We start from the raw sequence: 24,712 nt of genomic DNA, 5'->3' as shown, positions 1-24,712 counted from the left end.
ATATAAAATCTATTTTATGTTGAGGGCTTATATATGAAATATAGTGAGAAATTTAAATCACTCTACCCAGAAAGATTTAAGGGAATTTATTCAAGCAGAGGAGATAACGATCTTATCTCCATAAGGATAAGGCAAGGAAAAGAACGGGATCCCTCTAGATGGTGGTACCAGCAACTAGAGGTCTTAGCCAATATATCTAAGAAAGGAGATGGAAGAGTTCATTTTACAACAAGGGGAGATGTAGAACTTTACGGAATTCAGCTATCTGATAAGGAGAAGGTGCTGAGAGAGCTTGAGAGTGTCGAGTTGGATCCAAGGGATTCCTGTGGGGCATCGGTTAGAAACGTCCTTCCATGTCCATCTTACATTTGCCCCTTTGCTAAGACAGATGCAATTAAGGCCTCCCTTGAGATAGCTTCCTTCTTCAGACATAATCCAGAGTACGAATTTCCCAAACTTCCAAAAAGGGTAAAGATCTCTGTCTCGGCATGTGAAAAGGGATGTTCGGTTCCCGTAATAATGGATGTGGGAATTGTAGCCAGAGGTGAAGATCTCTTCGACGTGTGGGTGGGTGGGGGAATTGGAGACCATGATTTTCAGGGCATCAAGCTATTTGAGGGAGTTACGCTCGCTGACGCCAAGAGGATCTCCATAGCGGTTACCAACATCCTGAAGCGAGAGAATGAGAAAAGGGGATTCAAGTGGGTAGTGCAAAAATACGGTTCCGAAAGGGTTAAGGAAATGATCCTGAATGAAATTGAAAAGATTCAGATAGAGCGGATTAAGGGCATACCATCCTCACACCTCAACGCAAAGTTAATGGTTGTTAGAACTAGGGGTGGTTGGCTGAATTGGGAGGAAGTCGAAGAAGTTGCCAAGATTGCAAGGGAGAACTTAGGTTTTGTCTCGCTCTTTAATTCGCAGGCGATATTCATTCCTGTCAGGGAGTTACCTAAAGGTGCAGAGTCCGTTGAATATCCTTACCTTAAAAATGTTGTCGAGGCATGCATTGGAGATGATTATTGCCCTCCTGCAATAATTTCTACTACAAAAATGGCCGAGGATCTGTTAAAAACTGCCTCAGACAGTAAAATGCGTATTCATATCTCCGGCTGTTCCCACTCGTGTGGAAGGCATCAGGTTGCGGATTTAGGATTCAGAGCAGTTATGAGAAACGGGAAAAGAGCTCTGAAAATATATGTAAATGGCAATAATTATAGCATAGGAAAAGTGGTAGGTGAAGTCGACTACGAGGATTACCTTCTAGTTGTGGACAAGTTAAAGGGGATAGACTTAGAAAATATTGAAGAAATAAGGAGAAAATTAATGGAAATTCCTTCCTTTAAAGCTGGTGGTCAGAGTGAGGAATAGGGGATTGGTTTCAGGTACCTTAGCCTTCTTTGCAGGCTTCGCAGCAGTTGCCCTGTTTGGAACGACAGCCTTAAGGATAGGGCCACTCCTTCATCTTAACCTGGTTGAAGTGTCTTGGTTGGTTGCAATTCCAACCTTAACTGGTGCCTTCCTGAGAATTCCCTTTTCGCTTCTAGTAGATAATTTAGGGCGCAAAACCATCCTATTACAGTTGCTCTTGGGATTGCTAGGTCTCTTGGGTATCATCTTCACTCTAATGCATCTAAATTCTCTCTCCAGCCAACTTATCTACTATCTACTCCTGCTCTTTGGTGCCTTGGCGGGGACTGGAATCTCCACATTTTCGAGTGGCGTCACATACGTTTCCTATTTCTTTCCCCAGAAAGAGCAGGGAAAGGCCCTGGGCATTTTTGCGGGATTGGGTAACACAGCCCCAGGCATTTTCACTACACTTCTTCCCTTTGCCCTATCATACCTAGGATTAGTATATTCCTATGTGGCCTGGGCCCTTTTTCTTAGTATAATGATACTAATTTACATATTGGTATCCATAGATCCTCCATTTCTTCATTTCCTGAAGGAGGGGAAGACTAGGAAAGACGCTGAGGCCTTATCTAAATCCATGGGTTTGGACATCGTTCCGTCTCATTCCTTATCAAGATCCCTGGTTAAGGCGTTAAGGAGCCCTAGAATATGGGCTCTAGTCTTCATGTATTTGACCTCATTCGGTGGATTTGAGGCCTTAACAGAATGGCTTCCCCTATATTGGAAAAGCTTCCTTCACCTAACTCCAGTGGAAGCTGGTATCCTTACTGGAACTATTTACTCGCTACTGACTGCTGTAGTAAGGATACCAGGAGGTTGGATTTCAGATAGGATTAATGGAGAGCTAGTGTCAACTATAGCCTACCTAACAATGATAGTAGGAAGCTTGGTCTTCCTCTTCGCGTTTTCCCTTTCCCTAGCAGTAGTTGCGGAAATTATAATTGCTGTGGGAATGGGAATGGCTAACGGCGCAGTGTTTAAACTGGTTCCTAGGTACTCTCCCACTGCAGTCAGCGGAGCTTCAGGCCTCGTGGGCGGATTAGGTTCCGCTGGCGGTCTCCTCCTTCCACCCATAATGGGTTACGTAGCTACGTTGCTGAACTTTCCTGCTTCATTCCTAGTCTTTACTATCCTTGCAATCATCTCCTTAGTTCTATCGGTCCTTCTACTTAGAGCGAGTGAGGCGATGAGGGCATGAGCACCATATGTCCTTACTGCGGGGTGGGCTGCAAACTTCGTGTCAATGGAAAGGTTATTCCTGAAAATTATGTGACTAACAGAGGAATCATGTGTGTTAAGGGAGCCACACTGTTGGATACCTTAGACTCGGGAAGAGTAACATATCCCCTTCAAGATTCCAAGGAAATTACGTGGTCTGAGGCCAAGGAGATTATTTCAAGAAAATTAAAGAAAATATTGAGAATTAAGGGATCCCTAGGAATTTACATTGGGGCTCAGATACCGACAGAGGATCAATACCTGACCGTAAAGTTGGGGAAAGGCCTTCTTGGAACCCCTAACTTCGACTCGAATGTTAGGCTATGCATGGCCAGCGCTGCTCATTCTTTGAAATTTAGCTTCGGTGATCCTTCCCCTACAGCATCATATGACGAGATAGAGAGAGCCGAGACTTTCTTTTTGGTGGGAGTAAATCCAGCATCCAATTTTCCTGTTCTATGGACAAGAATTATCTCTAGAAGAAGGAAGGGAGCAGTGGTGATAGTAGTTGATCCTGTGACAACGGATTCCGCATTACAGGCAGACATTCACGTGAAAATTAAACCAGGAAGGGACATAGTCCTCTTGAATTCCATAGCTAGCGTAATATTGGATTCTGCTAAAATTATTCCAGAGGGGTTTGAGGAATTCAGAGAGATAGCCACTATGTTTCCACCGGAAAGGGTATCGCAACTACTAGGTGTTGATAAGAATGTAATTATATCCATAGCTAAGAGAATAATGGAGAGTAAGACCATCTTTATGTGGGGGATGGGGGTAAATCAAACATATAGGGGAGTCGATACTGGTATCCTGATCTCAACTCTCGCCATGATCACTGGTAACTTAGGCGTACCTGGTACTGGTGTATTACCATTGACTGGACAACATAATTCAATGGGAGCCAGGGAAGCGGGCGCGTTGGCAGGCATGCTTCCGGGATTAAGGTACGTTAATAACGAGCAGGAAGTAAGAGAGGTAGAGGATTATTGGGGTATACCAAGGTATTCCATACCTAGAAGCTATAACACCATCACCGACATGTATAAGTTAATGGAGGAAAGGAAAATTAGGGCCCTATGGATAATAGGGACAAACCCCGTTATCTCCTTGCCCGAGGCCAGTAAATTTAAGGATCTCCTTTCCTATCTAGATCTGGTAATTGTACAGGACTCTTACCTTACAGAAACGGCGAGGGAGGCAGATATAGTTCTTCCTGCAGCTACTTGGTCCGAAAGGGAAGGAATACATACTGCAGGTGATCGAACTGTAGGATATCTATCCAAGCTGAGAAATCCTCCTGGGGAAGCTAAACCTGATTGGGAAATAGTCAGGGAGTTGGGTGTTGCCATGGGATTTGAATTGGAGTACAGGTCAGTGGAGCAAATTTTTAACGAGTTCAAGGAGCTCACGAGAGGAAGAATGGATGATATATCTGACATGACTTACGACGATTTGAAGTATGGGCATAGATGGCCAAATAATCAATCAGTAATTCAACCTAGATTGTTTAGAACCAAGGGGATCGAATACGAGACCGACCTTGAAATAGAAACAAATAATCTCTTCATTATTACAGGCAGAACTAAAATGCATTGGAATACAAGGAGTAGATCCTCTAAGAGCTGGTTACTATCTAGCTTAGGACAAGACGATTACATCTTTCTAGGACAAGAAGAGTGTTCCAAATTGAGCGTAGAAAGTGGAGAGGAAGTTGAAATAAATACTAATGAAGGGCAGATAAAGGCGTTGGTCAAATGCGTTGACTGGGTATCCAATAATACTGCCTTCATGCCATTTCATTGGGGAAGGGCTAACAGGATAATGGATTGGAGGGCCGATCCCATGAGCAAGGAACCAGCCTATAAAATGTTGAGGGCCTTTGTAAGGAAAGCTTGAATTTTATCACGATATGTTTATGATAGTATAGTTTTTGGAACATTAGATAGATAAATCCTATCTAGACTGGATTCGAGTATATTTAGTAGGACTAGTCTAGAACCAGATATTGGTGAGCTCAGTCCATCTACGAAAAATTTTGGTGTATGGCAATATCTCCCTTGAGAACGAGAAATCCCCATCCTTTACGGTGTATATTGTCAGGAGACACTCGTCTCCCATTAGCCAGGGATTAAGGTAATCCCCATCCTTCATTCTAAATACGTCGTAAATCAAGAGTTTATCTCCACTATATATCCTGGTAACAGATTTAACACTTCCCTCAAGGAATCTCTCTCCCGTAGCCCTTCTACCTGGAATATACGCCTCCACAATGGTGGCACTTCCCTCAACGTAAAAGTCACTCTCGATTAGTAAGTTGGCCCTATTGTAGAAGATGAAGGGATGTACTAGGTAGTCCGAGTTAAGGAGCCTAACCTTGGCCCTTATTTTAACGTTTGAGTCTGAGAGAACTTTTGTAGATGCTTGATCAGTGACCCTTTTCCTTTTAACTTCGATGTCATATTCCAACTCGTCGTCATTGGCCAGCACTTCCGAAGGATTGACCAGTATCACAAGATCTTGCGTGAGAATAGCGTTAAGTGTGCCCTTCCTTTCTATGATTAGGCTATCTTCATTGTCCCTTATTTCCAAATACCCTTTCAAGTCCAAGCTCCTCGTCCAGTATTCTTATGAGCTCTCGTGTGCCCTCGCCGGTTTTAAGGCTGATAAATACGCTGGGTTTTCCTCTCCTAACCCTTAGTGAGTCCTCTCTCATCTTATTTAGATCCGCCTGCACATATGGGGCAAGATCTATCTTGTTGACCACTAGGAGATCACTCTCGGTTATCCCAATTCCACCCTTCCCCGGATACTTGTCTCCTGCCGACGTGTCTAAAACAAAAATTGTGAAGTCGGCCAATGACGAACTGAAGGTCGACATAACGTTATCACCCCCACTCTCGATGAACACGAGATCTGGATTTGCTCTCTCCTCAAGTGTTTCTAGAGCCCTGAGGTTGAGGGACGGATCTTCCCTTATGGCAGTGTGTGGGCACCCTCCGGTGACCAAGCCCAGCACGTTTTCCCTAGGTAGAATCCTTAACCTTTCCACTAGGTTATGGTAAATTCTCATGGCATCGTAAGCAGATACCACGTCATTCGTCAAGATTCCAACCTTGATTCCCCTTTCCGAATACTCCTTAGCGAGAAACTCAATCAAGCTAGTTTTTCCAGATCCAACAGGTCCCAGAATACCTACCTTGATCATGACATGAACACCTTTGGCTCCCTTTCCTCATGTTTCTTAGACAACACGTCAAGTAAAGGGGAGAATGGCTCGAACTCCTCCTGTAATGATACAGTCTCCAGTACCCGCGTAATCAGTTTCTGTCCCTGTATGAAGTTTAGCGCTCCCAATCTGACCGCCGAGTACACCATTTGTGCTAACTCAGAATACGCTAGCCCTGCCAGACAGGCTACTTGATCTATCTTCATCGCGACGCAACACCTAGCTATCACCACAGGATAGCTTCCCCTTAGACCTCTTCTAACTTCATTAACAAAATCGTCATTACAAAGTCCCAACATGGCTAGGGACTTGCCCATGTTTATTGATGCCTCTCTCAACTCCCTGGTAAGCTTGGATGCAATAGAGATATCGTTGGCCTTCCACGGATCAGTGAAGGCAATCCTAGCCACTGGGATGTCTCCCTTCTCAATCACATTCCTGAAAGTTGTGACAATGAAGCCCTCCACGTCGATTCCCTCGTAATAGGCTTCCTCAACCCCGAAGGAGTAATTGAAACCACCTAGAGGAAGTGAACCGTCGAAAAGGTGAAAGGCCCTAATGATCGGGATCGACAAACTGGACTACCTCTCCCTCTATGGGTATTTCCACATTGGGAATGAATTTTTTCTCCGTGACCTCTGGCTTGAATTGAGAGAGTAAGTTAGGAAGGTTGGGATTTTCAAGCGGGATATATAGTTCGTTTCCCAACACCATTGCCTTCATGTGAAGGTTACCCACCGCAAATCCAACCCTGAAACTCTCCGTAGGTTCTCTCAGGACTATCCGTATTACTTTCTCCTCCCTCTGAACTAGTCTCCAATATTTACCTTTAAACTCGAATACATCCCCGTCTTTTAGTCCCTTAATGTTTAGAACGTGTATCCCGTCCTCTAGGGTGATCTTTACTCTGCCCATCTCTATTGATCTTCTGTCTGTCACCAATTCCCTCACCTCTTCCCTGACAGGAAGGGAAGTTATTCTCACCACGTTCTCCATGTACCTCACCTAAAACAGGAAGTATAATCTGGTTAGAGGCAATTCCTTAGAAGGCGGGATCTTCGGGACTACCCCATCGACCTTAACCTCATATTTGTCAGGGTCCACCTCTATCTCAGGCGTAGCATCGTTAAGTTTCATGTGAGATTTCGAGATGGTCCTAGTATTTCTTACTGGTACCACTCTCCTCTTGACATTTTTCCCCGCTTCGTTTACCCCATCCAGTGAGGAAAATAGCAGGGATACCGGCGCTGTAAATCCGAACATGGGTTTGTAAAGCACAGGCTGAGCATATGCAATAGAGGCGTTGGTTTCACCCATTAGGGCCCATGAGATGGCTCCGCCCTTGATAACCATGTAGGGCTTCGCGGGGAAAAACCTAGGGTCCCACAGAACAATATCTGCCAGCTTTCCAGGGGACAGGGATCCTACGTACTCTGATATACCGTGGGTTATGGCAGGATTTATGGTTATTTTTGCGAGATATCTCAGGACCCTTTGATTGTCAGGCATGGGGATCAGGTTAAGTTCCTTCATCTTATGAGCAAGCTGGAATGTCCTAATTCCTGTCTCCCCAATCCTTCCCATGGCTTGCGAGTCCGAAGACATCATGCTTATTGCCCCAAGATCGTGGAGGTAATCCTCGGCAGCCATGGTTTCAGCCCTGATTCTGGATTCCGCATAGGACACGTCCTCAGGTACCTTTGGGTTCAGGTGATGAACTGCCATGAGCATCTCCAGGTGTTCCTCATATGTGTGGACTGTGAAGGGTTTAGTGGGATTAGTTGAGGACGGAAGTATGTTGGGTTCTCCTGCAATTTTAATGATGTCTGGAGCGTGACCTCCTCCCGCACCTTCCACGTGATAGGCGTGAATAGTCCTACCGCCAATCGCGCTTAAGGTGTCCTCGAGGAATCCGCTCTCATTAGATGTATCTGTGTGAATAGTGACCTGCACGTCCCTCTGGTCAGCCAAGGTTAAGGTTTCATCAATTACCCTCGGCATGGCTCCCCAGTCCTCATGAATCTTGAATCCACACGCGCCCTGGTTCAGCACTTGCTCCATGCTAACTGACGTTGATGACGCCTTCGCAGTTAGACCGAAGTTTACGGGATACTGGTCCAGGGCAGAAAATATCACTCTCAAGTTCCAAGATCCTGGGGTGACCGTGGTTGCCTTGGTCCCCTCGGCCGGACCGGTACCTCCGCCAATTAAGGTCGTGAAGCCTGCGGAGATCGCATCGTATACCTGCTGTGGGGCAACCCAGTGAACGTGAGTGTCTATGAAACCTGGAGTGGCTATTAACCCCTCTCCAGAAATTACCTCGGTCGACGGTCCCAGCACGAAGTCAACTCCATCCATGGTAAATGGGTTACCACCATGACCTATCCCCACGATGACTCCGTCCTTTATTCCTATGTCGGCTTTAACTATTCCAAGTAAAGGGTCCATTATCACCACATTTGTGATAACGAGATCCATGGACTCCTCTTCCTTCACCGTCGGAAGAAGACCCAATCCGTCACGGGCGGATTTGCCTGCACCAAACACAAGTTCATCACCCTTTCTAATCATGTCCTTCTCGACCGTGATAACTAGGTTTGTGTCACCCAGTCTGATCTTATCCCCCTCTGTTGGTCCGTATAGTTCTGCGTATCTCTCCCTTGAAATTTTCAAGTGAACCCCCTCTCCTTAGCCCTTTGTATTGCCTGCTCCTTGCTATGCAAGCTTCCTTCAGTGAGGCCGTTCAGACCCTCGACCCTGCGGGCCCCACCTATAGGCCTTAACTTTACCACTCTTGCCTGTCCAGGCTCGAATCTCACAGATGTCCCAGAGGGAATGGCCAGTCTCATCCCAAATGCCTTTTCCCTATCGAATTTCAAAGCCCTATTGACCTCAAAGAAGTGATAATGGGAGCCCACTTGAATGGGTCTATCTCCCGTGTTAGTTACCTCTAGCTCTACTTCGTCCTTTGCTATCTCTATCTCTCCTTCAGCGGTAATTATGTGATTAGACCTCCCTGGTATGGGATTTCTGATGGTCACCAACTTGGTCCCATCGGGGAAAGTGGCTTCAACTTGAACCACCTCAAGCATGGAGGGTACCATTTCCATAACGTCATCTTCTGTGAGCAGGTTCTGTGCCTCCTTAATTATTTGAGACATCGGTTTACCCTCTCTTGCACTCTCCAGCACAAAGTCCGTTATTATCGAGAGAGCCTCCACATAATTTAGCTTAAGCCCCTTAGCCTTTCTTCTCCTTGCCACTTCCGCTGCTACAGTGATGAGTAGTTTTTCCTGTTCCCTTGGTGTGAGAAACATTTTTGATCATTATGGAGATTACACAATCAAAAAATAAATATTAAAGGAAATTTCTTAGAACTATTTTAAAAGAGGTTGCGCTATATTAAAAAGATTCTATTAACAAGGCAGATCTAAAGGGGTAAAGAGTGGTCATTTTTCATCTAGGCTTCTACTTCTCCAGATCCCTTAGCCGATTTTATGGCTAGAGCAAAGAATACGGGTGCCAGAGCTAAAGTTGCAATAATCTCATAAATGGTGTTAGAAACCAGAACACTTATAGTTGTTAATACCATAGCATATCCCACGTACCATAATGCTGGTTTCACGGGTCTGTTTATCATGGCCATTACTAGCATGGATACCCCTATGATCAGGGTGCCAAATAGAGTCTTAGGGAATCCCAGCCAAGTATATATGAGGCCAGATGTTATAAATCCAACCATGGAAATGGCCTTATATCCTCTGTTGGAAGTGAGAACATACAGGCTAATAGGCCCTGTTGCGTAACCCAGCACATGAGCTGCAATGAGGTAGCCAATTGACTGCTCAAACGTAGGAGAAACAAATAACAGCACTATCGAAGCTAAGAGGGAGAGTAACGTTGGAATAACAGGAATTCCACGCTTTTCGCTTACCTTTCCCAGTCCCTTGGGAGCACTGCCCACCTTGACCAGAGCATACATGTACCTGCTGATGTCTCCAGCGCCAATTAAAGATGCACCGGAGGGCGAGATTACACCATCTATGATGAAGAGTGCTCCAAGCACTGGTATACCGGCTATTAAAGCGCTTTGAGTTAAAGGCGCACTCATCTTTGAAACGTATCCCCATCCGTGACCTAGAATTTCAGGCGTGAGGGAACCTATGAAAACTATGGGAACAAGGGTGTAGACAATCATGGAAAGCAGGAAGGCAATCAGTATGGCTTTTCCGGTCTGGTTCTTGTTTTTGCTTTCACCAGCATATACCATAGCGCTTCTAAATCCTCCGTACGCGAACATCGTTAACGCTATGGCATCTAGGAAGGTTGATGTGCCCGATTGGGTTGGAATGGTAAAGTTTGAAGGATGAAACGCGAGAATCCCCACAAGAGCTACGTAAAGTGCCAATATCCCAAGCTTGGTGTAAGTTATAACATTCACACTTAGGGACTGAGTTCTAATTCCCATGTAAACTAGGAAGTAAATTGCGGAAACAATGCCTATTTCGACGAGATCACCCGCTAAGGTTGGGGAACCGTTACTCCATAAAGATGGAAAGATGTAGGAAAGGTACTGTAGGGAAGCCTCAGCCTCAATCGGTACCACAAACAACGTTCCTATGAGATAGAGCCATCCTACGGAAGAGGCAAGAACTTTGCCGTGGGTTACATTAACGAATCTTACCTTACTACCCACTACCGGATACATTTTCGCAAGCTGAGAGTACACAAAAACTAAGGGAAGTAACATTATTCCTCCAGCTAACCACACAAGTGGAGTTAGACCACCTGCCATTGATGCGGTTACAGCGGGCAGGAGCAGAATTCCCGATCCTATGATATTGCCCAAGGAAAAGGCTATCATGGAGAGAAGTCCCGCTGACTTACGAAAATTAGGATTATCTACTACGATTCTGTTTAAGTAATTTTTAGTTTCCATGTTAATATGGTCAATAATTGATAGATAATAAGCATTATACGGTAGATTTATTAAAGACATTCATTATTAAGGTGAAGTTATTGAATACTATCTATTGTTATCTCTAATTAATTATAGCGGAAGTGAAGAGTTTAAACATAATGATAATATGATTTTATCTAGTTTATCTCGTATACGGCTGGAGAATTGTTTCGGAGGAGATACGTGTCTCCTTTGACGATTCTGGGTCTCATGATGAAGATCAATGATGTTCTACCATTGATTTATACTCCTCAATCCTCTATCGCGGAAAGTTTTTGAGCTCCTTGTCCTTCAAAGGAATCGTGAGTTGGCGATTGATTCTTCCATTTTTATTGACTAGTTAATAATTACCCTAAGAAGAATTTTAGTTTTCCATGCGAAGTCTTACCAATACCTGTGGCTTTCAAGATACTTAGTATTCCTGTTGTCGACAACAGGCAGATGTGGGAAAGTCGATTGATTAATAGATCTTACTTGTAGTTTTCATAATTTTACGCTGTATTTTTCATGGATTTTAGGGATTTTTAAGATTGATACATTAGAGTTCGAGACCGTAATAGGTGCGTTACTCCGTCTAGTTGGTCTCCAACTCCAGATTTCCGTTAGACAAATTACTCCTCTCACACTACACTTCATATGATTCACGAGATTAATTTGAGGTTCGTTAAGGCATTCCTACTGGACGTCAGGGGAAAGCTAATACTGGTAGATTCCGGGACTCGCGGTAATGGGGCCAGGATACTGGAAGAGGTAAGAAGAGTGGGAAAGGATCCAAAAAGGATTGAGGCAGTAATATACACTCACTCCCATGGTGATCATATAGGGAGTGCGGGGGAACTGAGGCTATCTAGAAACCTGATACATGAGAACGGGATAAAGTACCTCACTAACGGAATGGGAAGAAAACCAGTTCTTCACTCCTCACTGCTTAAGTTGGCTTTCGCTCTCGGCTCGCCATTCTTCAACTCCAAGCTCACCCCCGTGTTTGGGGCAGAGCCCTTGAAGGAGGGAGAGGTCTTCCCGGGAGTTATAGTGATATATACCCCAGGTCACACCGACGACTCCATCTCCATCTACGTCGAGGATGAAAAGGCCCTACTAGTCGGAGACATGCTACAGGGCACTAAAAATGGCCTCAGGTTACCCCTGATTTACGAGGACCTTGAGCAACTCAGGAAAAGCGTGGAGAAGGTGAAGCAGTTCAAGGTGGAGAGGGTTTACGTTTCCCATGGGATTAGCGGTCCCCCAAGATGGCCCCTCTAGGCTTTCTCCTCCATACGTATCTCTTTCCCCCTAAGGAAGGAGAAGAACGTGGCCACAGCCAGCACCACTGCCGAGATCAAGAAGGCGTAATGAAGCCCTACCACGAAAATAGAGGAGAGCCCACCATCTAACTTGGAGGTTCCCAAGAATATCTTAAAGGCCACCTCCTTAGGAATTGCAGCCGCTGCCACCGAAAGTGTTATCACGTAGCTCAGAATTATTCCCACGTTTCCAAGGGTCCTCGAGAGACCTGAGACTGAACCAAAGTATCCCTTGGGAGCACTTGACATTATGGCACTGGTGTTAGATGGCCAGAACATCCCTGAACCCACACCATTAATCCCAGAAATTAGCAGTATCCATGTGTAAGGAGTTTCCGGCGTTAGCACGAAATAGAACATTATCACAGACAGCATGATGATGGCTATCCCTCCGGTGGCAAACCATCTGGAACCATACCTATCGGTTAACTTACCCATGTAGGGTGCTAGGAAGCTGGCCACAACATAACCTGGAAGAAGTAACAGGGACGCATCTAGGGGAGATAGCCCCCTTACGCCCTGAAGGTACATGATGAGGAGAAAGGTGATGGCTAGTCCCCCTATTGCCTGCAGGAAGGTAGCGGTCAAGGAGTAACCCAGGAGCCTGTACCTAAACATCTTTAGGTCTATCACGGGACTCTTCGCCCTACTCTCGTTAAAGATGAAGGCCCCAACGAGTATTATCCCCACGACCAGTATTCCCAGATTCAGGGAATCAACCCCGACGCTCGCCATTACAATGGAAGAATAGGAAACGAGAACCAGTGCAACTCCAAGGAGTACTGCTCCCGTGACGTCAAGTTCCCTTTTCACCTTGTTGACGTCCTTAATGTACTTCACACCAAGGATAGTTGCTACAACCCCTATGGGGACATTAATGTAAAAGATGTAAGGCCATCCAAAGAAAGTGGTCAAGGTTCCTCCCAAGACTATTCCTAGAAGGGCTCCTATGTTCCAACCCAGTGAAGTGTAACCGTAAGCCCTCCCCATCATGTTAGGGGGAAAGTGATCTGCAACTATTGCCCCGCTGTTTGCAGTCATCATCGCCCCTCCAACCCCCTGAATTAGTCTAAATGCAATTAACAGATAAATGGAGTTTGACAATCCACATAACGCTGAGGCAACGGTGAAAATTACGAAACCCAGGTTAAAGATCTTGGCCCTCCCGTAAATATCCCCTATTCTTCCAGTCTGAGTTGTGAGTATGGCCGTTACCAGCAGGTAAGCCAAGAGAACCCAAATTGCCGTAAAGAGATCTGCGTGTAAATCCTGAGCAATTTGAGGTAAGGCCAAGAGAACAATGGTTCCGTCAACCGCGGCCATTAACGTCCCAAGGACAAGTACTAGAAGGATTACTGTTCTATTCATAAGTAAATTGGGGACCTCACTAGCTTAAAAACTTAACTACTTAATTATTAACTATTTTAGTAATAACTTTAACTCTTAACAGGGTGTAAATAGCAAGATAGTGTAAATTCTACAAATTTATGCGTTTCCATCTAGGCGTTTATACAGATTTTGAGACGTTTCAAGGTCGGCACGGATCCTCACGACGGTAACTCTCGGATTAGGGCAAAACTTGAAGCAGATTCTTGTTACCTTCTCTGTCCTAACCGCCCGGGTGTAAAGCGGTAAGTAGTTTTCCTAAAGCAGAGAACTCTTCAAGATGTTTAGATGTAAATTGAACAGTATAAAAACAAATTCACCCTTTTATCTGAACAGTGAGGAGAATCCTCACGTTCTCGTTTACAGTCATCTGCATCAATAAAAATCTTCTTATATAGATGGGATAAAAATTAAAAATAATGTTGAATCATCTGGAATTAGTCTGACAACAGAAAAAGAACTTATATTCATAGTATCGAAAAAAGATATGCCAATAAACATAGGAGGAGGATTGCCTGATCCCAGAACGTTCCCCTGGGAGCGTATGGGTGAGATTGTAGATTACCTTATCAGAGAAAGGAGCGAAACAACCCTGCAGTATGCCCCAAGTGAAGGTATAGAGGAGGTCAGGAAAGAGATATCCAATTTTGTTAGGAAGAGAGGATTCTCCTTGGAGGAGGATCAGATACTTATAACGGGAGGAGCTAAGGAGGCCATATACTTACTCTCTGAACTTTTCTCGCAGAACATGGTAGCCTCTGAGGAACCCACGTTTCAGGGATTCATAAGTACCATGAGTTACAGAGGGTTAAGGGCATATCCAATCCCTTGGGATGAATACGGTCCCATGACCGACGTCCTCGAGAAGAGGTTAAAGGCACTTCGAATGTGGGCAGACCCAGTGAAGTACTTTTACGTAGTCCCAGTTCACAACCCGACGGGGAGAGTCATGACCAAGGATAGGCGCAAACACCTCCTTGAGTTGGCCAGTGACTTCAACTTTCAGATCATTGAGGATGACATATATGGGTTCTACATGTATGACGATCCTCCCTATCCTGCACTTAAATCCCTTGATAAGGAAGGAAGAGTAATCTACATCTCAAGTTTTAGTAAGATCATTTCTCCAGGGCTCAGGGTAGGCTTCATAGGCTATGAGGGAAGGGAGATCGAAAAGTTAGCTACTATCAAGAGCGAAATTAATCATCAAGTTTCTACACTGGATCAACTTATCGTGGGGGAAATGCTCAGGAGAGACCTCGTGGACGCCGTAGTCGAGAACTCCGTACTCCTTTACAGGAAAAAGAGGAACGTCATGCTCGACGCAATAGAGGAATATTTCCCGTCCAGCACTGGGTGCAGTTACACAGAGGGAGGTTTCTTCACTCTATGCAGAAAAGAGGCACTAGACTCGTCATCCCTGCTCAAGGAGGCCTTGAAAAGGGACGTTAAGTTCATTCCTGGAGAGAAGTTCTTCTACTCTAGCGAACAGGGAAGAAATTCCTTTAGACTTAGTTTCAGTTTCGCTAAGGAGGAAGAAATAGTGGAAGGTGTGAGGATACTTGGTGAGCTGTTGAAGGGAATTAAATGAAGTGAACAGACCAGAAATCCAAGAAAATCAGAAGTTTATGTTTATTCCTCCCTGCTGGCCTGTGGGAAGGTATGGGATTAGGGCGCTAGCTAACTGTTCTGCGGTCAGCGTGTGAAGCCATACCCTACCTGGGCCAGTAATGGTCACGAAGAACAGTCCCTCGTGGGCGAAGAACACTGACCTCAGGCCTCCAACTAGCTGGACCGAATAGTTCATTCCCTCCTGAAAGGCCATTAGGTGCGAGGCCTCCACCTGGATCGTCTCGCCCGGCGCAAGATCACGCACAATTAACCCGCCATACGAGTGAAGGAATACATTCCCCACTCCCCTGAATCTAGCTAGGAAAAGCCCCTCTCCACCTAACCATCCTGCGGTAAGTCTGGCCATTGTTGCGTCATATTCAATGCTAGTCTCCGCCCCTAGGAAGGAGTGGGCCTCTACCAGAATTGATCCGCCCTGTAACTGTATTGGTACAATCTTCCCGGGAAATATCCCTGAGAGTATAACGTCTCCCGGTCCGTAAAACTCCGTAACGAAGAAAGAACCTCCCGTCAACACCCTCTTAAGACCTGAAAGGAAACCTCCCCTCATTCTGGTCTGCATGTTCACCGATGCGGTCTTCATTATCATGTGACCTGCATCGGCGTAAAAACCCTCCTGAGGTGCAAGTTGAACTTTCAGGTACTGGAGATCGTCCCCCATTATCTGATATTGTGGCATACACTCAGTAGGTATTCTCCCCTTTATCTATTTAGTCTTCAGGATCTTGATCCTGTACGTGTTTCCCTCCTTGACTGACACGCAGGGGTAACCCCTGCTTTCGCAGATCTTTGGTATTGTCACGTTCATGGGCTCCTCGTCGCTAATTACCTCCAGAACTTGGCCCGGTTTCATGTGATTCAACTTCTTCACTATCTCAATTTGAGGTTCCGGACATGCCTCCCCCCTCAGGTCCAGAACGTCATCTGGTTTCCTATCCTGAAGTTCGTTACTCATGGTATCAACTCTTTCTTTCAAATATTAAGCTTCTCCCATTTTTAAGGGAAATATCTCGTTTTGATAAAAACAAGATTATGGACAATCATCCTCAAGGAGTGTTATGCTCATGTCGTCGGTATAATCTATGATGCAGAAGAACTCCAGATGTTCGTCCTTGTTCTGGAAACCGTGCTTCACCCCACCATTTATGAAAATGAAATCGCCCTCGTGTAGCTCGTATACCTGGTCCCCAACACATACTGCGCATTTCCCCTTCGTGATCACCACTGTCTCTTGATATTTGTGTACATGCATTCCAATTCTGCCGTGGGGAAGGAGGGTGAACTTCCTCACAGCGTAATGGGCACCGTGATCGGAGGTGACCAACCATTGAATGAACGCGTCCCTGGACCCCTTTATCTTGACCTCTGATCGTGGGACTTGGGAAATCCTAGAGATGTGAAAGTCCATGAAGGTAGATGTGTCCGGGAGTAAAAATATGTTCACGTTTGTTGCACGTAACGAGATCCTGTGGAGTTGGGGAGTTGGATAAGCTAGGTTATTTAGTCGTGAAAACCACATCTCCTCAATGATTCTCACTGCCGATCCCTCCACGTTCAGGGGCACTTGGCGTCGGCTAAGGTACCCTCCCTACGGGCTGAGGAAAGTCGAGTCGATCTCCGGAGGTAAGATAGTGCCCCCAGAGCAACTGGGGAAATATCGTAACGAGATACTAGGCCTTTACGTGAACGATCCGCTGGGTCAATCGGAGATCGGTAAGGCAATATCCTACGTTATTCAGGACGATCCTCCCTACGTGAAGTCCTTCAAGCTCTTTGGGAGGAGATTGAGGGAGATCAAGGAGAGGAATTCCCTGAAGGTTGTGGTTGGGGGACCCGGGGCATGGCAACTCACGGGTAAGGATTGGATTGACTCCATACTCATTGGAGAGGCCGAGGAGAACCTGGAGGAGGCCTTGAAGGGGAGTGGGATAATTTACGGGAGGAAGGCTGAACATTTCGTTGCAATAAGGGCACCCTCAGGACTAGCGGAAGTTGAGGTGAACAGGGGGAATAGAAGAGTGCCCGAGCACGTGATCGAGGAGGAGATGAGAATACAGGGTTTGGCCCACGGAAAGGTTAATCTGATCACGACTGACCTCCTGAGCTACGGGGAGGAGAGGGAAGTGGTGAACCTTCTGCTCAGAGCCAGGAGATTCGGGGAGGTCACCTTCTCCAACCTGAACTCGTTGACGGCAATGAACTTCGATCTGGGAAAGATTAGGGAGGCCTTGAACCTCAATGAGAACCATTGGATCTCACCCGTCCTCAACAGCGTCCAGGGATCCTGCGTGTACTCCCTTGAGGCAGAGGTGCTGAAGTCCCTGAATAAAAACTACATTTACCCCATGGTTTACGTTGATGAGGAAAGGGCCGACGAGTTCCTGGAGTATAGGGCCATAATCGTGCCACTTCCCAAAACTGAGAGGTATTACGAGGTCCTGTACAGGGTTTGGCAACACGACAGGACCCTGGTGAAGGTACCCTTCTCGTACGTGGTAGATTACGTCCTGAGAAAGGCCGTGGAAACGAGGGGAGAGAATCTGAGGAGATTGAACAGGCTTAATCTGGTTAAGGACCTGTTCTCGGCGTCCTTCTTCAGGTTAGTCCAGTTTGTAAGCTAGGCCTGGGAGCGTGTCCCGGAGGGATCTGGGTGACCCAACGTATCACGTGAAGTGTCTCAATCACAGGGGACCAGTCGATGTAGTCAGGCGGATTCGGAGAACAGGATGCCTCCCGGCTTGAGCGAAAAGATCTCCCCGTGTAACCACACGAGAGCTCGGCTCTCAAAGGATAAACGGGGTTTGCGACCGCGTGATTGCTCACCGTCTATTGGCGGTTCTGCTCCATATTACCTGCCCCTTCATCCTGATTTCCATAACCCTATGAATGGGTATCACGGTATCATCATCTAGGTAAATGTAGGTGTTATCCACTCTCTCTATCCTTGGAAACGGAATTTCCACCAGCCCCTTGAATCTATCCACGATCAACACCGAGTAATTCTCCAGATCCCGCCTTGTCCACAGGATCCTGTTAAGTTCGTCCTTGATGGTCACATTGTATCATCGTGGGACAAAGCTAAATTCTCGTCGTGCACATGAGCCAGGGATCTCAAGGGAGGTAGTAACACTTTTTACTTTCCACGAGGTAGTAATGATATGAGCTGGGTCACAGTGTCTACCAAGGTGAGAAGGGAACTGCTGGAAAAGGCCAAGGAGTACGGAGTTAACGTGTCTGAAGTGCTTAGGAGGGCGTTAGAGAACGAGGTGAGGGAGAGGGAGAGGGAACAGGCCAGAAGGAGCGCTGCCCTAATTGCTGAAAGGCTTAGCGTGTCAAGGGAAGACGTGATCCGCATAATCAGGGAGAGCAGGGACAAGGATGGCAAGGTACGTGATTGATGCAAGCTCGATCATTGAGGTTGTGATGAGATTACGCGAGGATGCCATATCTTTTCTGGAGGAATGCGTCAGCGCGGATCTGGTGCTTTACGAGATTGGTAACTTCCTTTGGAAGACGCGATACTCTGAACTTCTGGAGCCATTTAGACATGTCCTTGAGTTCATACCGCTGGAGAGCGTTGGGTTGAACCATGAGGTCCTCAAGATCGCCAATGACGAGAGGTTAACCTACTATGACGCGGTCTACCTTTACCTCAGTAGGAGGAGAGGACTTCAGCTAATAAGTGAAGACAATGACCTGGTTAGAAGGGGAGCCATAACGGTTCAACAGGCACTTGGGAAATGAGGAGCCAGTTCAACAGTATTCCTCAAGTTTCCTAAGGTAATCATTAACGTTCCTTCTGCTGGACTCGTCACGGAGATATCCTTGATCCAGGGAATTCCTCTGAGCACAATAAACTAGAACCGCCTTCATCTTGTCTTCCTCGCTCCTCTGGAGCTTCCAGGCCTCCAAGTAACTGATAATAACCTCCTCGGGAGGGGATATATACACCCAATAGGACCCGTCCACCACCAGTTTTAGAGGCTCCTTTCTCCTGTCATAAACGTTAGATACAATGTCTATTCCCCTTTCCGAAATCTCTCTAATTCTGGGCAGCATTATCTTCAATCCAAGGTCGGAGATCCTGGACAATACCCTCCTAACAACTTCAACGTTTCCCTCCACAATGATGTCCACATCCCCGGTTCTGTAGCCTCTTCCCGAGAATATCTATGCTGCGAATCCTCCAACAATGGTTACTCTACCCTCACCCTTCTCCTCAAGGAAGGAATTAAGGATCGCCAAGAACTTTAGGAACCTATCGGTCTCGCTTCCCCTTAACTCCTTAATGCTCAGTAATATCCTCCTATACAGTTCGTCCTCCAATACACTTCCCCGCCAACCCTGAAACATCCCAGTTCCTTCATAAGCTCCACGTTCTCCTCAGCGAGTTTAGCGAGCCTTTTCAGGCCAGCCTCTGACACCTTGTTACCTCTATATCTAGGCCTCTCCTCCAGTAGTCTTATTATTATCTTGGGATCCACATGATGATTTCGACATTGAGACAAAAGAATCTAACTCAAAATTATATCTACTCTGGAAGATCCCGGTCTTCCAAAGCCATAAATTTCAGGTTTTCACACGCTCTCTGATTAATTAATGACTTATGAAAGGTTTTAAATCGCGTCTGCAGTAAAGTCAAGTGTGAATTTTAATCAGATCGAGGTGGAATCGCTCTCCAGGCTAAAGACCTCCGCGTTTCTCGGCATTCTGGGCTCAGTGATAGTGGCAGTGTACTCTATAACGTATTACCTGGTATTTCTGCCAAATGCCCTTGTCCAAGGTCAAGTTCAACCTTTACCCATCACAAGGTTCCTGATAATCCCTAACATCGTAGTTGATCTGATAGCTGGAGTAATTCAGCTACTGGTTTTCTATCATGCCAGGCAAGGATTCAAGGGGCTCTCTAGCCTTAACATTCCAACCAAGAATGGGATAACCGGAGCCACGATCCTCATGATATTTGCCATAGTGGGCCTTCTGGGGGTGGTGCCATCACTTATCTTTTTACAATCTGTGGCATTACCATCTCTGACCTTTGTTAGGCCAGGGCCTCCTCCGTCACCCTCATCTCTGATACTGTTGGGAATCTTGGCTATAGCCCTCTTGATCTTCGCTATAGTAGGATTTGTTGGGCTCGTCTTAGTCATCATAAGCGAGTATTCCCTTGGAACTAGGTACGGAGAGGGATTCATTAAGCTTGGATCGATCCTTCAGGTAATTCCTTTCCTCAATTTTATTGGATATATTCTACTCTACCTTGGATTTTCTAACTCAGTTAACAAGGTGAGATCAGGGACCTTTCAAGCTCCCCAACAATCTCAACCGGTTTATCAGGTAGGCCTGGGCACCCTCTCACCGAGCGGGGTAGCTAGGTTCACGCTGTACTCTGTAAGGAGTGTGAGTATAACCTCCGCGTCGCTTGGGTTGCTCAATCAACAGGTCGTGGCTCAATCAATTTCCACGTCAAACCTTAACCCTGGTACAAACGTTATCGAGGTCAACTTCGGTCCCCTACAGTTGATGGCTGGTAGCTACTACGTGGACCTAACCCTCAGTGATGGGACATCCGTAAGGGTTTACGTTGTCCTTAGCTCATCCAGTTAAGGAACCAAAACCTGATTCGATCTCTTCATCCCTAGACTCAAATTGGATGGTCACGTGGGTCACGTTGAACTTGTCCCTTAATATCCTCTCGACCTCCCTTCTCTTTTCGTCAATTTGTCCAAGGGTTACATTAGGCTCCTCAATGACGTGCAGGGTTGCCACCCTCATGTGAGGGCATATATTCCATACGTGAACGTGGTGAACTGTCCGGAAAACTGATTTGAGGCTGTCCTCAACCTCCTTCACGTTCACGGGAGATCTCTCCATCAACGTGTAGATCCCCTCCTTAACGTTTCCAAGGCTAGTTAGTGCCAAAACTCCCAGTACTAGGAATGAGCCGAGGGGGTCAACCCACGGAAGTCCAGTGATCAGGACTACGAACCCCACGACTGCCCCTAAGGCAAAGGTAAGGGAGTCAAGGAGTGCGTGAATCCTTATCCCCTCCTTGATCTCATCTCCGTGTTCCGTTGACGAGAGGATCGAGAATCCCAACGCCACGAGGGAGGCCATCATCACGATCCACGGGTTATCGCTCACCCTGAGAACCAGCAGAGTCACGGAGAACACTAAACCGATCACCACTCCCACCACGACGGTAATCACGTTCAGGAGCGAGTACAGCACCTCTAGCCTGTGCATGCCGTAGGTGTAGATGTTGTCCCTCCTGTCCAGAACCCTTGACGCCATCCAGGTCAGGGTGACCACGATCGCATCCAGCACGGAGTGAAGGGACTCCGAGCCCAAGGTCGCGCTCCTACCCACGAAGGAGAGAACCAGCAGAAACGCAGTGGTTGACCAGAACCCCAGAAGACTTCTCATGGATAAAGCTTGATTTCAAATTATATAAACTTTCTTTAGGGATGTCCTAATTGCATTAATTTCCTCAAGTCAAGACTTACTTGCGTTCATCACGAGGATTGAGTGAGGTTGGACCCCTACGGGCTCAAGAAAAACGGGCAGGGTGACGTTTTGCGGTACGTTGTCTATCACTAGCTCAACGGTGATGTTCTTGTGAAGGATCAGGGGAGTGGAGTTCTGAAGCCTGAAGACGCCGTTCGGAGGACCCTGATTCATGGGAGCGTAGGTCACCCCCTCGATGGTCACGGTTTGAAAGGGTCTGAAATACACCAGGCAAACCACCCCCTCATGGGCGTAAATTCCCGGAACCAAGGTAGTCACGTTGAGGTTCCCGCCAAGGCTCGAGTTGGAGGGAACTGGGACCTGGTTGGGAAGGTGGGTCACGATAACTTCTGTGATCACGGAGACCAAGAATATCAGAGTTATCCCAATGACGAATGCTCTGTTCATGGGTTGAAGTAGACTTCCCAGCTTTTAGGGAAGCGTTAAAGTCTCTATAATCCCTTCCGCAGTCTCCCGAAGGACCCACTACAAAATGGCGAAAAAAGCAACTTTAGGGCGGAAAGCTTTAACTATCCAACAAGGATACACTTTACTTATGAAAGCTATTCTATTTGAGAAATCTGGATTGGAAAACCTAAGGGTAGGTGAGGTAAAAGATCCCGAACCCGGATCACATGATGTTGTAATAAGGGTAAAGGAATCTGGGGTGAACCCCATCGACTACTTTGTCGTGGCAGGTATACAGGTGAAGCCCATGCCCCACATTCCAGGTGCAGAGGTGTATGGAGAGGTAGAGAAGGTAGGGGATCACGTGAAGACCGTGAAACCTGGGGACAAGGTGGTGGTGTATAACAGGGTGTTTGACGGCAACTGTGATATGTGCCTACGCGGGGATGAGATGTTGTGCAGAAATGGTGGAATCATGAGCCTGGTGACCCAAGGGGGCTGGGCAGAAAAGATGGTGGTACCGGAGAAGAACCTCGTGAAGGTAAACCTGGATTCGGCACTGGCCGCAAGCTTACCCGTAGCAGCACTCACCTCGTACCACGCCCTTAAGGAGACTGAGGTTGGAGTCGGGAAGACAGTGGTAGTGTTTGGGGCCTCAGGGAACACCGGTATGTTCGCAGTTCAGTTGGCCAAGAAGATGGGAGCGAGGGTGATAGCGGTGTCAAGAAAGTCATGGCTTAAGGAATTTGGGGCAGACGAGATCGCAGATTACTCCAACATGAAAGAGGTTGTGGAGAAGGCCACGAACGGGAGGATGGCCGACGTGGTGATTAACTCGCTGGGTACCTCGGCCTGGGACGCTTCCATGAGCGTCTTGGGACGAAGGGGGAAACTGGTTGTCTTCGGCACCCTAACCGGGGCTGAGGTCAAGCTCAACCTATCAGCAGTATATTCAGCTCATGGACAAATTGTGGGGACTACTGGTGGAACCAGGGCAGAGCTTGTGGAGTTGGCAGAGATCTGCTCCGACTGCAAGGTTAAGGTTCACAGGGAGTACCCTCTGGAGAAGGCAGCGGAGGCACTTAGGGAGCTCAACTCTGGAGGTAGGGATGGAAGGATAATGTTGAAGATCCAATGAATGTGACCTATGTTTTCTTCCATGATCACGTCAAGTTCTCTTCATTTTCTCGGTAACTCTGGGTAGTACCAGGTAGACGCAAAGGTCTCCACACATGGTGCATGAACCGAGAGGCTTGTCTTTGTATTGAGTGTAGATCTGTTTCGCCCTATCCTGATCGAAGGTGAGCGAGAACATCTTCAACCAATTGAGAGAGGCCCTAGCCACGCTCATTTCTCTGTCCTTTTCCCTAGCCCTCTCCCCGAGTTTAATCGTATCCCCCACATGGGCAGCTATCTTAAATGCTATGAGTCCCTCCTTCACTTGTTCTGGGGTAGGCAAGGAAAGATGTTCTGCAGGTGTAAGATAACATAACATATCAGCTCCGTGAGCTGAGGCGACTGCACCTCCTATGGCTCCGGCAATGTGATCATAGCCTGCAGCTATATCGGTAGGTAAAATTCCTAGGACGTAATATGGAACTCCTCCAGAGAGTTCCTTCTCAAGTTTTATGTCCATCTCTATCTGATCTAAGGGCATGTGACCAGGTCCCTCTATCATTACCTGGACTCCCTTTTCGACCGCCCTCCTGGCCAACCTAGCGTTATTTATGAGCTCAGCTACCTGGAACTCGTCATGCGCATCAGCAATTCCTCCAGGTCTGAGCGCATCTCCAAGGCTCAGGGTAACATCATATTCCCTTGCTATTTCCAGGAGATAATCGAACTCTGAATAAAGCGGGTTCTCCCTTTGATTATGTAGGGACCATGCAGCCATGATAGTTCCACCCCTGCTCACGATACCTGCCACTCTTTTCTTCTCAACTAGTTTTCTGGAGAGCTCGAGGGTAATTCCAGTGTGAACAGTGATGAAGTCAACTCCGTCATCTAACTGTTTCCTTATCACCCTGAAAAGTTCATCAGGCGTGAAGTCGATTACGTACTTCCTTCTTGTGACCATCTCATAATATACCTGATAAATGGGGACCGTCCCCACGGGCATTTCTGCGTGTTCTATTACCATCCTCCTCATGGAATCTATGTCACCGCCATCGGTTAGGTCCATTAGGGAATCCGCTCCGTATCTATTCGCTATCTCCACCTTCCTCAGTTCCTCTTCTATATTGTAATGATCAGTCGAGGCACCAATATTAACGTTCACCTTCGTTGAGAGCCCCTCCCCTACTGCGGTGTACTTCCTCAAGTTTCTTTTCAAGTTCTTGAGAATTACTACTCTGCCTGTAGCGACCCTATCCCTAATCTTTTCCGGAGATACTCCCTCGATTTCAGCGATCTTCCTCATCTCCTCGGTGACATTTCCCCTTCTCGCCTCGAGGATTTGTGTCATATATAATAACATTATAAAGTAAGTTATAAGAATATCGTCTAGTTAGATCATTAGATAATAGTTTATTTCTCATTGAACCAGGACATGGAGGACAAGGGCAAGTTCTTCATGCAAAACGGGAGGTTCTATTCAAATCATGTGAGATTATGAAAGTCGAGGATGTATATGATCCTTAAATCGAAAAGTAA

The 24,712-nt window shown here is 46.5% G+C and carries 28 protein-coding genes and 1 pseudogene; 11 read left to right on the top strand and 18 right to left on the bottom strand.

Annotated features, from left to right (window positions below):
• The first annotated feature begins 33 nt into the window (after window positions 1-33).
• The 4 genes and pseudogenes from ACI49J_RS07165 to ACI49J_RS07150 all read left to right on the top strand — a co-directional run bounded on the left by ACI49J_RS07165 (window position 34) and on the right by ACI49J_RS07150 (window position 4,533).
• The gene (locus ACI49J_RS07165; RefSeq protein WP_012020839.1) at window positions 34-1,371 is read left to right on the top strand and encodes a nitrate/sulfite reductase; all 1,338 of its coding nucleotides are present in this window, start codon (window positions 34-36) and stop codon (window positions 1,369-1,371) included.
• A complete protein-coding gene (locus ACI49J_RS07160) occupies window positions 1,361-2,614 on the top strand; it encodes an MFS transporter (RefSeq protein ID WP_012020840.1) in 1,254 nt (417 codons plus the stop codon). Before ACI49J_RS07165 ends, ACI49J_RS07160 begins: the two co-directional genes overlap by 11 nt.
• Window positions 2,611-2,682: pseudogene (locus tag ACI49J_RS07155) on the top strand (hypothetical protein); the annotation flags it as partial. The gene ACI49J_RS07160 and the pseudogene ACI49J_RS07155, both read left to right, overlap by 4 nt.
• Before the next feature lie 21 nt (window positions 2,683-2,703).
• Window positions 2,704-4,533, top strand: a complete 1,830-nt coding sequence (locus ACI49J_RS07150) for a molybdopterin oxidoreductase family protein (protein ID WP_048060020.1) — start codon at window positions 2,704-2,706, stop codon at window positions 4,531-4,533.
• A gap of 96 nt (window positions 4,534-4,629) precedes the next feature.
• Here ACI49J_RS07150 and ACI49J_RS07145 read toward each other — a convergent pair whose 3' ends face one another.
• From ACI49J_RS07145 to ACI49J_RS07115, 7 genes are all read right to left on the bottom strand, one after another.
• Complete coding sequence (locus ACI49J_RS07145) at window positions 4,630-5,238, bottom strand: urease accessory protein UreD (protein ID WP_048060021.1); 609 nt, start codon at window positions 5,236-5,238, stop codon at window positions 4,630-4,632.
• Window positions 5,207-5,842, bottom strand: a complete 636-nt coding sequence (ureG, locus tag ACI49J_RS07140; protein WP_012020843.1) for an urease accessory protein UreG — start codon at window positions 5,840-5,842, stop codon at window positions 5,207-5,209. Before ureG ends, ACI49J_RS07145 begins: the two co-directional genes overlap by 32 nt.
• Window positions 5,839-6,438: an urease accessory protein UreF gene (locus ACI49J_RS07135; RefSeq protein WP_012020844.1), complete on the bottom strand. Its 600-nt coding sequence runs from the start codon at window positions 6,436-6,438 to the stop codon at window positions 5,839-5,841. The genes ureG and ACI49J_RS07135 overlap by 4 nt, the downstream gene beginning before the upstream one ends.
• Window positions 6,419-6,859: an urease accessory protein UreE gene (locus ACI49J_RS07130; protein WP_012020845.1), complete on the bottom strand. Its 441-nt coding sequence runs from the start codon at window positions 6,857-6,859 to the stop codon at window positions 6,419-6,421. Before ACI49J_RS07130 ends, ACI49J_RS07135 begins: the two co-directional genes overlap by 20 nt.
• Before the next feature lie 9 nt (window positions 6,860-6,868).
• Window positions 6,869-8,536, bottom strand: a complete 1,668-nt coding sequence (gene ureC, locus ACI49J_RS07125) for an urease subunit alpha (protein WP_012020846.1) — start codon at window positions 8,534-8,536, stop codon at window positions 6,869-6,871.
• On the bottom strand, window positions 8,533-9,180 hold the full coding sequence (locus ACI49J_RS07120; RefSeq protein WP_012020847.1) for an urease subunit gamma: 648 nt from the start codon (window positions 9,178-9,180) through the stop codon (window positions 8,533-8,535). Before ACI49J_RS07120 ends, ureC begins: the two co-directional genes overlap by 4 nt.
• Before the next feature lie 143 nt (window positions 9,181-9,323).
• On the bottom strand, window positions 9,324-10,802 hold the full coding sequence (locus tag ACI49J_RS07115; protein WP_048060023.1) for an APC family permease: 1,479 nt from the start codon (window positions 10,800-10,802) through the stop codon (window positions 9,324-9,326).
• A 657-nt stretch (window positions 10,803-11,459) separates the two neighbouring features.
• Here ACI49J_RS07115 and ACI49J_RS07110 point away from each other — a divergent pair.
• The gene (locus ACI49J_RS07110; RefSeq protein ID WP_012020849.1) at window positions 11,460-12,086 is read left to right on the top strand and encodes an MBL fold metallo-hydrolase; all 627 of its coding nucleotides are present in this window, start codon (window positions 11,460-11,462) and stop codon (window positions 12,084-12,086) included.
• Here ACI49J_RS07110 and ACI49J_RS07105 read toward each other — a convergent pair.
• Window positions 12,083-13,495: an MFS transporter gene (locus ACI49J_RS07105; RefSeq protein WP_012020850.1), complete on the bottom strand. Its 1,413-nt coding sequence runs from the start codon at window positions 13,493-13,495 to the stop codon at window positions 12,083-12,085. The two genes, ACI49J_RS07110 and ACI49J_RS07105, sit on opposite strands and share 4 nt — an antisense overlap.
• Window positions 13,496-14,000: 505 nt before the next feature.
• Between ACI49J_RS07105 and ACI49J_RS07100 the strand changes: the two genes are divergently transcribed.
• Window positions 14,001-15,104, top strand: a complete 1,104-nt coding sequence (locus tag ACI49J_RS07100; RefSeq protein ID WP_012020851.1) for a PLP-dependent aminotransferase family protein — start codon at window positions 14,001-14,003, stop codon at window positions 15,102-15,104.
• 27 nt (window positions 15,105-15,131) lie between these two features.
• On the opposite strand, the gene ACI49J_RS07095 is transcribed toward ACI49J_RS07100, so the two are convergent.
• From ACI49J_RS07095 to ACI49J_RS07085, 3 genes are all read right to left on the bottom strand, one after another.
• The gene (locus ACI49J_RS07095; RefSeq protein ID WP_240255296.1) at window positions 15,132-15,824 is read right to left on the bottom strand and encodes a TIGR00266 family protein; all 693 of its coding nucleotides are present in this window, start codon (window positions 15,822-15,824) and stop codon (window positions 15,132-15,134) included.
• A 27-nt stretch (window positions 15,825-15,851) separates the two neighbouring features.
• The gene (locus tag ACI49J_RS07090; protein ID WP_048060024.1) at window positions 15,852-16,100 is read right to left on the bottom strand and encodes a sulfurtransferase TusA family protein; all 249 of its coding nucleotides are present in this window, start codon (window positions 16,098-16,100) and stop codon (window positions 15,852-15,854) included.
• 75 nt (window positions 16,101-16,175) lie between these two features.
• A complete protein-coding gene (locus tag ACI49J_RS07085) occupies window positions 16,176-16,553 on the bottom strand; it encodes a cupin domain-containing protein (RefSeq protein WP_012020854.1) in 378 nt (125 codons plus the stop codon).
• A 118-nt stretch (window positions 16,554-16,671) separates the two neighbouring features.
• Between ACI49J_RS07085 and ACI49J_RS07080 the strand changes: the two genes are divergently transcribed.
• Window positions 16,672-17,766 carry a hypothetical protein gene (locus tag ACI49J_RS07080; protein WP_012020855.1) on the top strand — a complete coding sequence of 365 codons (1,095 nt, stop codon included), beginning with the start codon at window positions 16,672-16,674 and terminating at the stop codon, window positions 17,764-17,766.
• 198 nt (window positions 17,767-17,964) lie between these two features.
• On the opposite strand, the gene ACI49J_RS07075 is transcribed toward ACI49J_RS07080, so the two are convergent.
• The gene (locus ACI49J_RS07075) at window positions 17,965-18,201 is read right to left on the bottom strand and encodes a DUF504 domain-containing protein (protein WP_012020856.1); all 237 of its coding nucleotides are present in this window, start codon (window positions 18,199-18,201) and stop codon (window positions 17,965-17,967) included.
• A 102-nt stretch (window positions 18,202-18,303) separates the two neighbouring features.
• Between ACI49J_RS07075 and ACI49J_RS07070 the strand changes: the two genes are divergently transcribed.
• Together ACI49J_RS07070 and ACI49J_RS07065 are read left to right on the top strand one after the other, a co-directional pair.
• Window positions 18,304-18,543 carry a type II toxin-antitoxin system CcdA family antitoxin gene (locus ACI49J_RS07070; RefSeq protein WP_012020857.1) on the top strand — a complete coding sequence of 80 codons (240 nt, stop codon included), beginning with the start codon at window positions 18,304-18,306 and terminating at the stop codon, window positions 18,541-18,543.
• Entirely contained in the window at window positions 18,524-18,889 is a 366-nt protein-coding gene (locus ACI49J_RS07065; protein WP_012020858.1) for a type II toxin-antitoxin system VapC family toxin, read from the top strand. Before ACI49J_RS07070 ends, ACI49J_RS07065 begins: the two co-directional genes overlap by 20 nt.
• Before the next feature lie 9 nt (window positions 18,890-18,898).
• On the opposite strand, the gene ACI49J_RS07060 is transcribed toward ACI49J_RS07065, so the two are convergent.
• The 3 genes from ACI49J_RS07060 to ACI49J_RS07050 are packed head-to-tail and all read right to left on the bottom strand — an operon-like array spanning window position 18,899 to window position 19,629.
• A complete protein-coding gene (locus ACI49J_RS07060; protein ID WP_012020859.1) occupies window positions 18,899-19,282 on the bottom strand; it encodes a hypothetical protein in 384 nt (127 codons plus the stop codon).
• A gap of 33 nt (window positions 19,283-19,315) precedes the next feature.
• Window positions 19,316-19,471 (bottom strand): hypothetical protein, encoded by a 156-nt coding sequence (locus tag ACI49J_RS07055; protein WP_225938864.1) that lies wholly within the window; start codon window positions 19,469-19,471, stop codon window positions 19,316-19,318.
• The gene (locus ACI49J_RS07050) at window positions 19,438-19,629 is read right to left on the bottom strand and encodes a hypothetical protein (RefSeq protein WP_012020860.1); all 192 of its coding nucleotides are present in this window, start codon (window positions 19,627-19,629) and stop codon (window positions 19,438-19,440) included. Before ACI49J_RS07050 ends, ACI49J_RS07055 begins: the two co-directional genes overlap by 34 nt.
• A 160-nt stretch (window positions 19,630-19,789) precedes the next feature.
• On the opposite strand from ACI49J_RS07050, the gene ACI49J_RS07045 reads away from it, so the two are divergent.
• Entirely contained in the window at window positions 19,790-20,752 is a 963-nt protein-coding gene (locus ACI49J_RS07045) for a DUF973 family protein (RefSeq protein WP_012020861.1), read from the top strand.
• Here the strand turns inward: ACI49J_RS07045 and ACI49J_RS07040 are convergent.
• The gene (locus tag ACI49J_RS07040; protein WP_012020862.1) at window positions 20,741-21,571 is read right to left on the bottom strand and encodes a cation diffusion facilitator family transporter; all 831 of its coding nucleotides are present in this window, start codon (window positions 21,569-21,571) and stop codon (window positions 20,741-20,743) included. The genes ACI49J_RS07045 and ACI49J_RS07040 overlap by 12 nt on opposite strands.
• Before the next feature lie 69 nt (window positions 21,572-21,640).
• Window positions 21,641-22,060, bottom strand: coding sequence for a hypothetical protein (locus tag ACI49J_RS07035; RefSeq protein ID WP_012020863.1), 420 nt, complete (start codon window positions 22,058-22,060; stop codon window positions 21,641-21,643).
• A gap of 148 nt (window positions 22,061-22,208) precedes the next feature.
• Here ACI49J_RS07035 and ACI49J_RS07030 point away from each other — a divergent pair, with 148 nt between their 5' ends.
• Window positions 22,209-23,198 carry an alcohol dehydrogenase catalytic domain-containing protein gene (locus ACI49J_RS07030; RefSeq protein WP_048060025.1) on the top strand — a complete coding sequence of 330 codons (990 nt, stop codon included), beginning with the start codon at window positions 22,209-22,211 and terminating at the stop codon, window positions 23,196-23,198.
• 30 nt (window positions 23,199-23,228) lie between these two features.
• Here the strand turns inward: ACI49J_RS07030 and thiC are convergent, their stop codons facing one another.
• Window positions 23,229-24,524, bottom strand: a complete 1,296-nt coding sequence (gene thiC / locus ACI49J_RS07025) for a phosphomethylpyrimidine synthase ThiC (RefSeq protein ID WP_048060026.1) — start codon at window positions 24,522-24,524, stop codon at window positions 23,229-23,231.
• Between the last annotated feature and the right edge of the window lie 188 nt (window positions 24,525-24,712).

The sequence above is a fragment of the Metallosphaera sp. D4-4 genome (assembly GCF_046245145.1).
Lineage (GTDB): Archaea > Thermoproteota > Thermoprotei_A > Sulfolobales > Sulfolobaceae > Metallosphaera > Metallosphaera sedula.
The sequence above is the reverse complement of the archived record's forward strand: the minus strand, read 5'-3'. Positions and strand labels throughout refer to the sequence as shown.

Coding starts and splice junctions, on each gene's coding strand:
- ACI49J_RS07165 (WP_012020839.1), top strand. CDS start 34: ATGAAATATAGTGAGAAATTTAAATCACTCTACCCAGAAAGATTTAAG.
- ACI49J_RS07150 (WP_048060020.1), top strand. CDS start 2,704: ATGTGTGTTAAGGGAGCCACACTGTTGGATACCTTAGACTCGGGAAGA.
- ureG (WP_012020843.1), bottom strand. CDS start 5,842: ATGATCAAGGTAGGTATTCTGGGACCTGTTGGATCTGGAAAAACTAGC.
- ACI49J_RS07130 (WP_012020845.1), bottom strand. CDS start 6,859: ATGGAGAACGTGGTGAGAATAACTTCCCTTCCTGTCAGGGAAGAGGTG.
- ACI49J_RS07120 (WP_012020847.1), bottom strand. CDS start 9,180: ATGTTTCTCACACCAAGGGAACAGGAAAAACTACTCATCACTGTAGCA.
- ACI49J_RS07115 (WP_048060023.1), bottom strand. CDS start 10,802: ATGGAAACTAAAAATTACTTAAACAGAATCGTAGTAGATAATCCTAAT.
- ACI49J_RS07110 (WP_012020849.1), top strand. CDS start 11,460: ATGATTCACGAGATTAATTTGAGGTTCGTTAAGGCATTCCTACTGGAC.
- ACI49J_RS07105 (WP_012020850.1), bottom strand. CDS start 13,495: ATGAATAGAACAGTAATCCTTCTAGTACTTGTCCTTGGGACGTTAATG.
- ACI49J_RS07100 (WP_012020851.1), top strand. CDS start 14,001: ATGCCAATAAACATAGGAGGAGGATTGCCTGATCCCAGAACGTTCCCC.
- ACI49J_RS07095 (WP_240255296.1), bottom strand. CDS start 15,824: ATGCCACAATATCAGATAATGGGGGACGATCTCCAGTACCTGAAAGTT.
- ACI49J_RS07090 (WP_048060024.1), bottom strand. CDS start 16,100: ATGAGTAACGAACTTCAGGATAGGAAACCAGATGACGTTCTGGACCTG.
- ACI49J_RS07085 (WP_012020854.1), bottom strand. CDS start 16,553: ATGGACTTTCACATCTCTAGGATTTCCCAAGTCCCACGATCAGAGGTC.
- ACI49J_RS07080 (WP_012020855.1), top strand. CDS start 16,672: ATGATTCTCACTGCCGATCCCTCCACGTTCAGGGGCACTTGGCGTCGG.
- ACI49J_RS07070 (WP_012020857.1), top strand. CDS start 18,304: ATGAGCTGGGTCACAGTGTCTACCAAGGTGAGAAGGGAACTGCTGGAA.
- ACI49J_RS07065 (WP_012020858.1), top strand. CDS start 18,524: ATGGCAAGGTACGTGATTGATGCAAGCTCGATCATTGAGGTTGTGATG.
- ACI49J_RS07040 (WP_012020862.1), bottom strand. CDS start 21,571: ATGAGAAGTCTTCTGGGGTTCTGGTCAACCACTGCGTTTCTGCTGGTT.
- ACI49J_RS07035 (WP_012020863.1), bottom strand. CDS start 22,060: ATGAACAGAGCATTCGTCATTGGGATAACTCTGATATTCTTGGTCTCC.
- ACI49J_RS07030 (WP_048060025.1), top strand. CDS start 22,209: ATGAAAGCTATTCTATTTGAGAAATCTGGATTGGAAAACCTAAGGGTA.
- thiC (WP_048060026.1), bottom strand. CDS start 24,524: ATGACACAAATCCTCGAGGCGAGAAGGGGAAATGTCACCGAGGAGATG.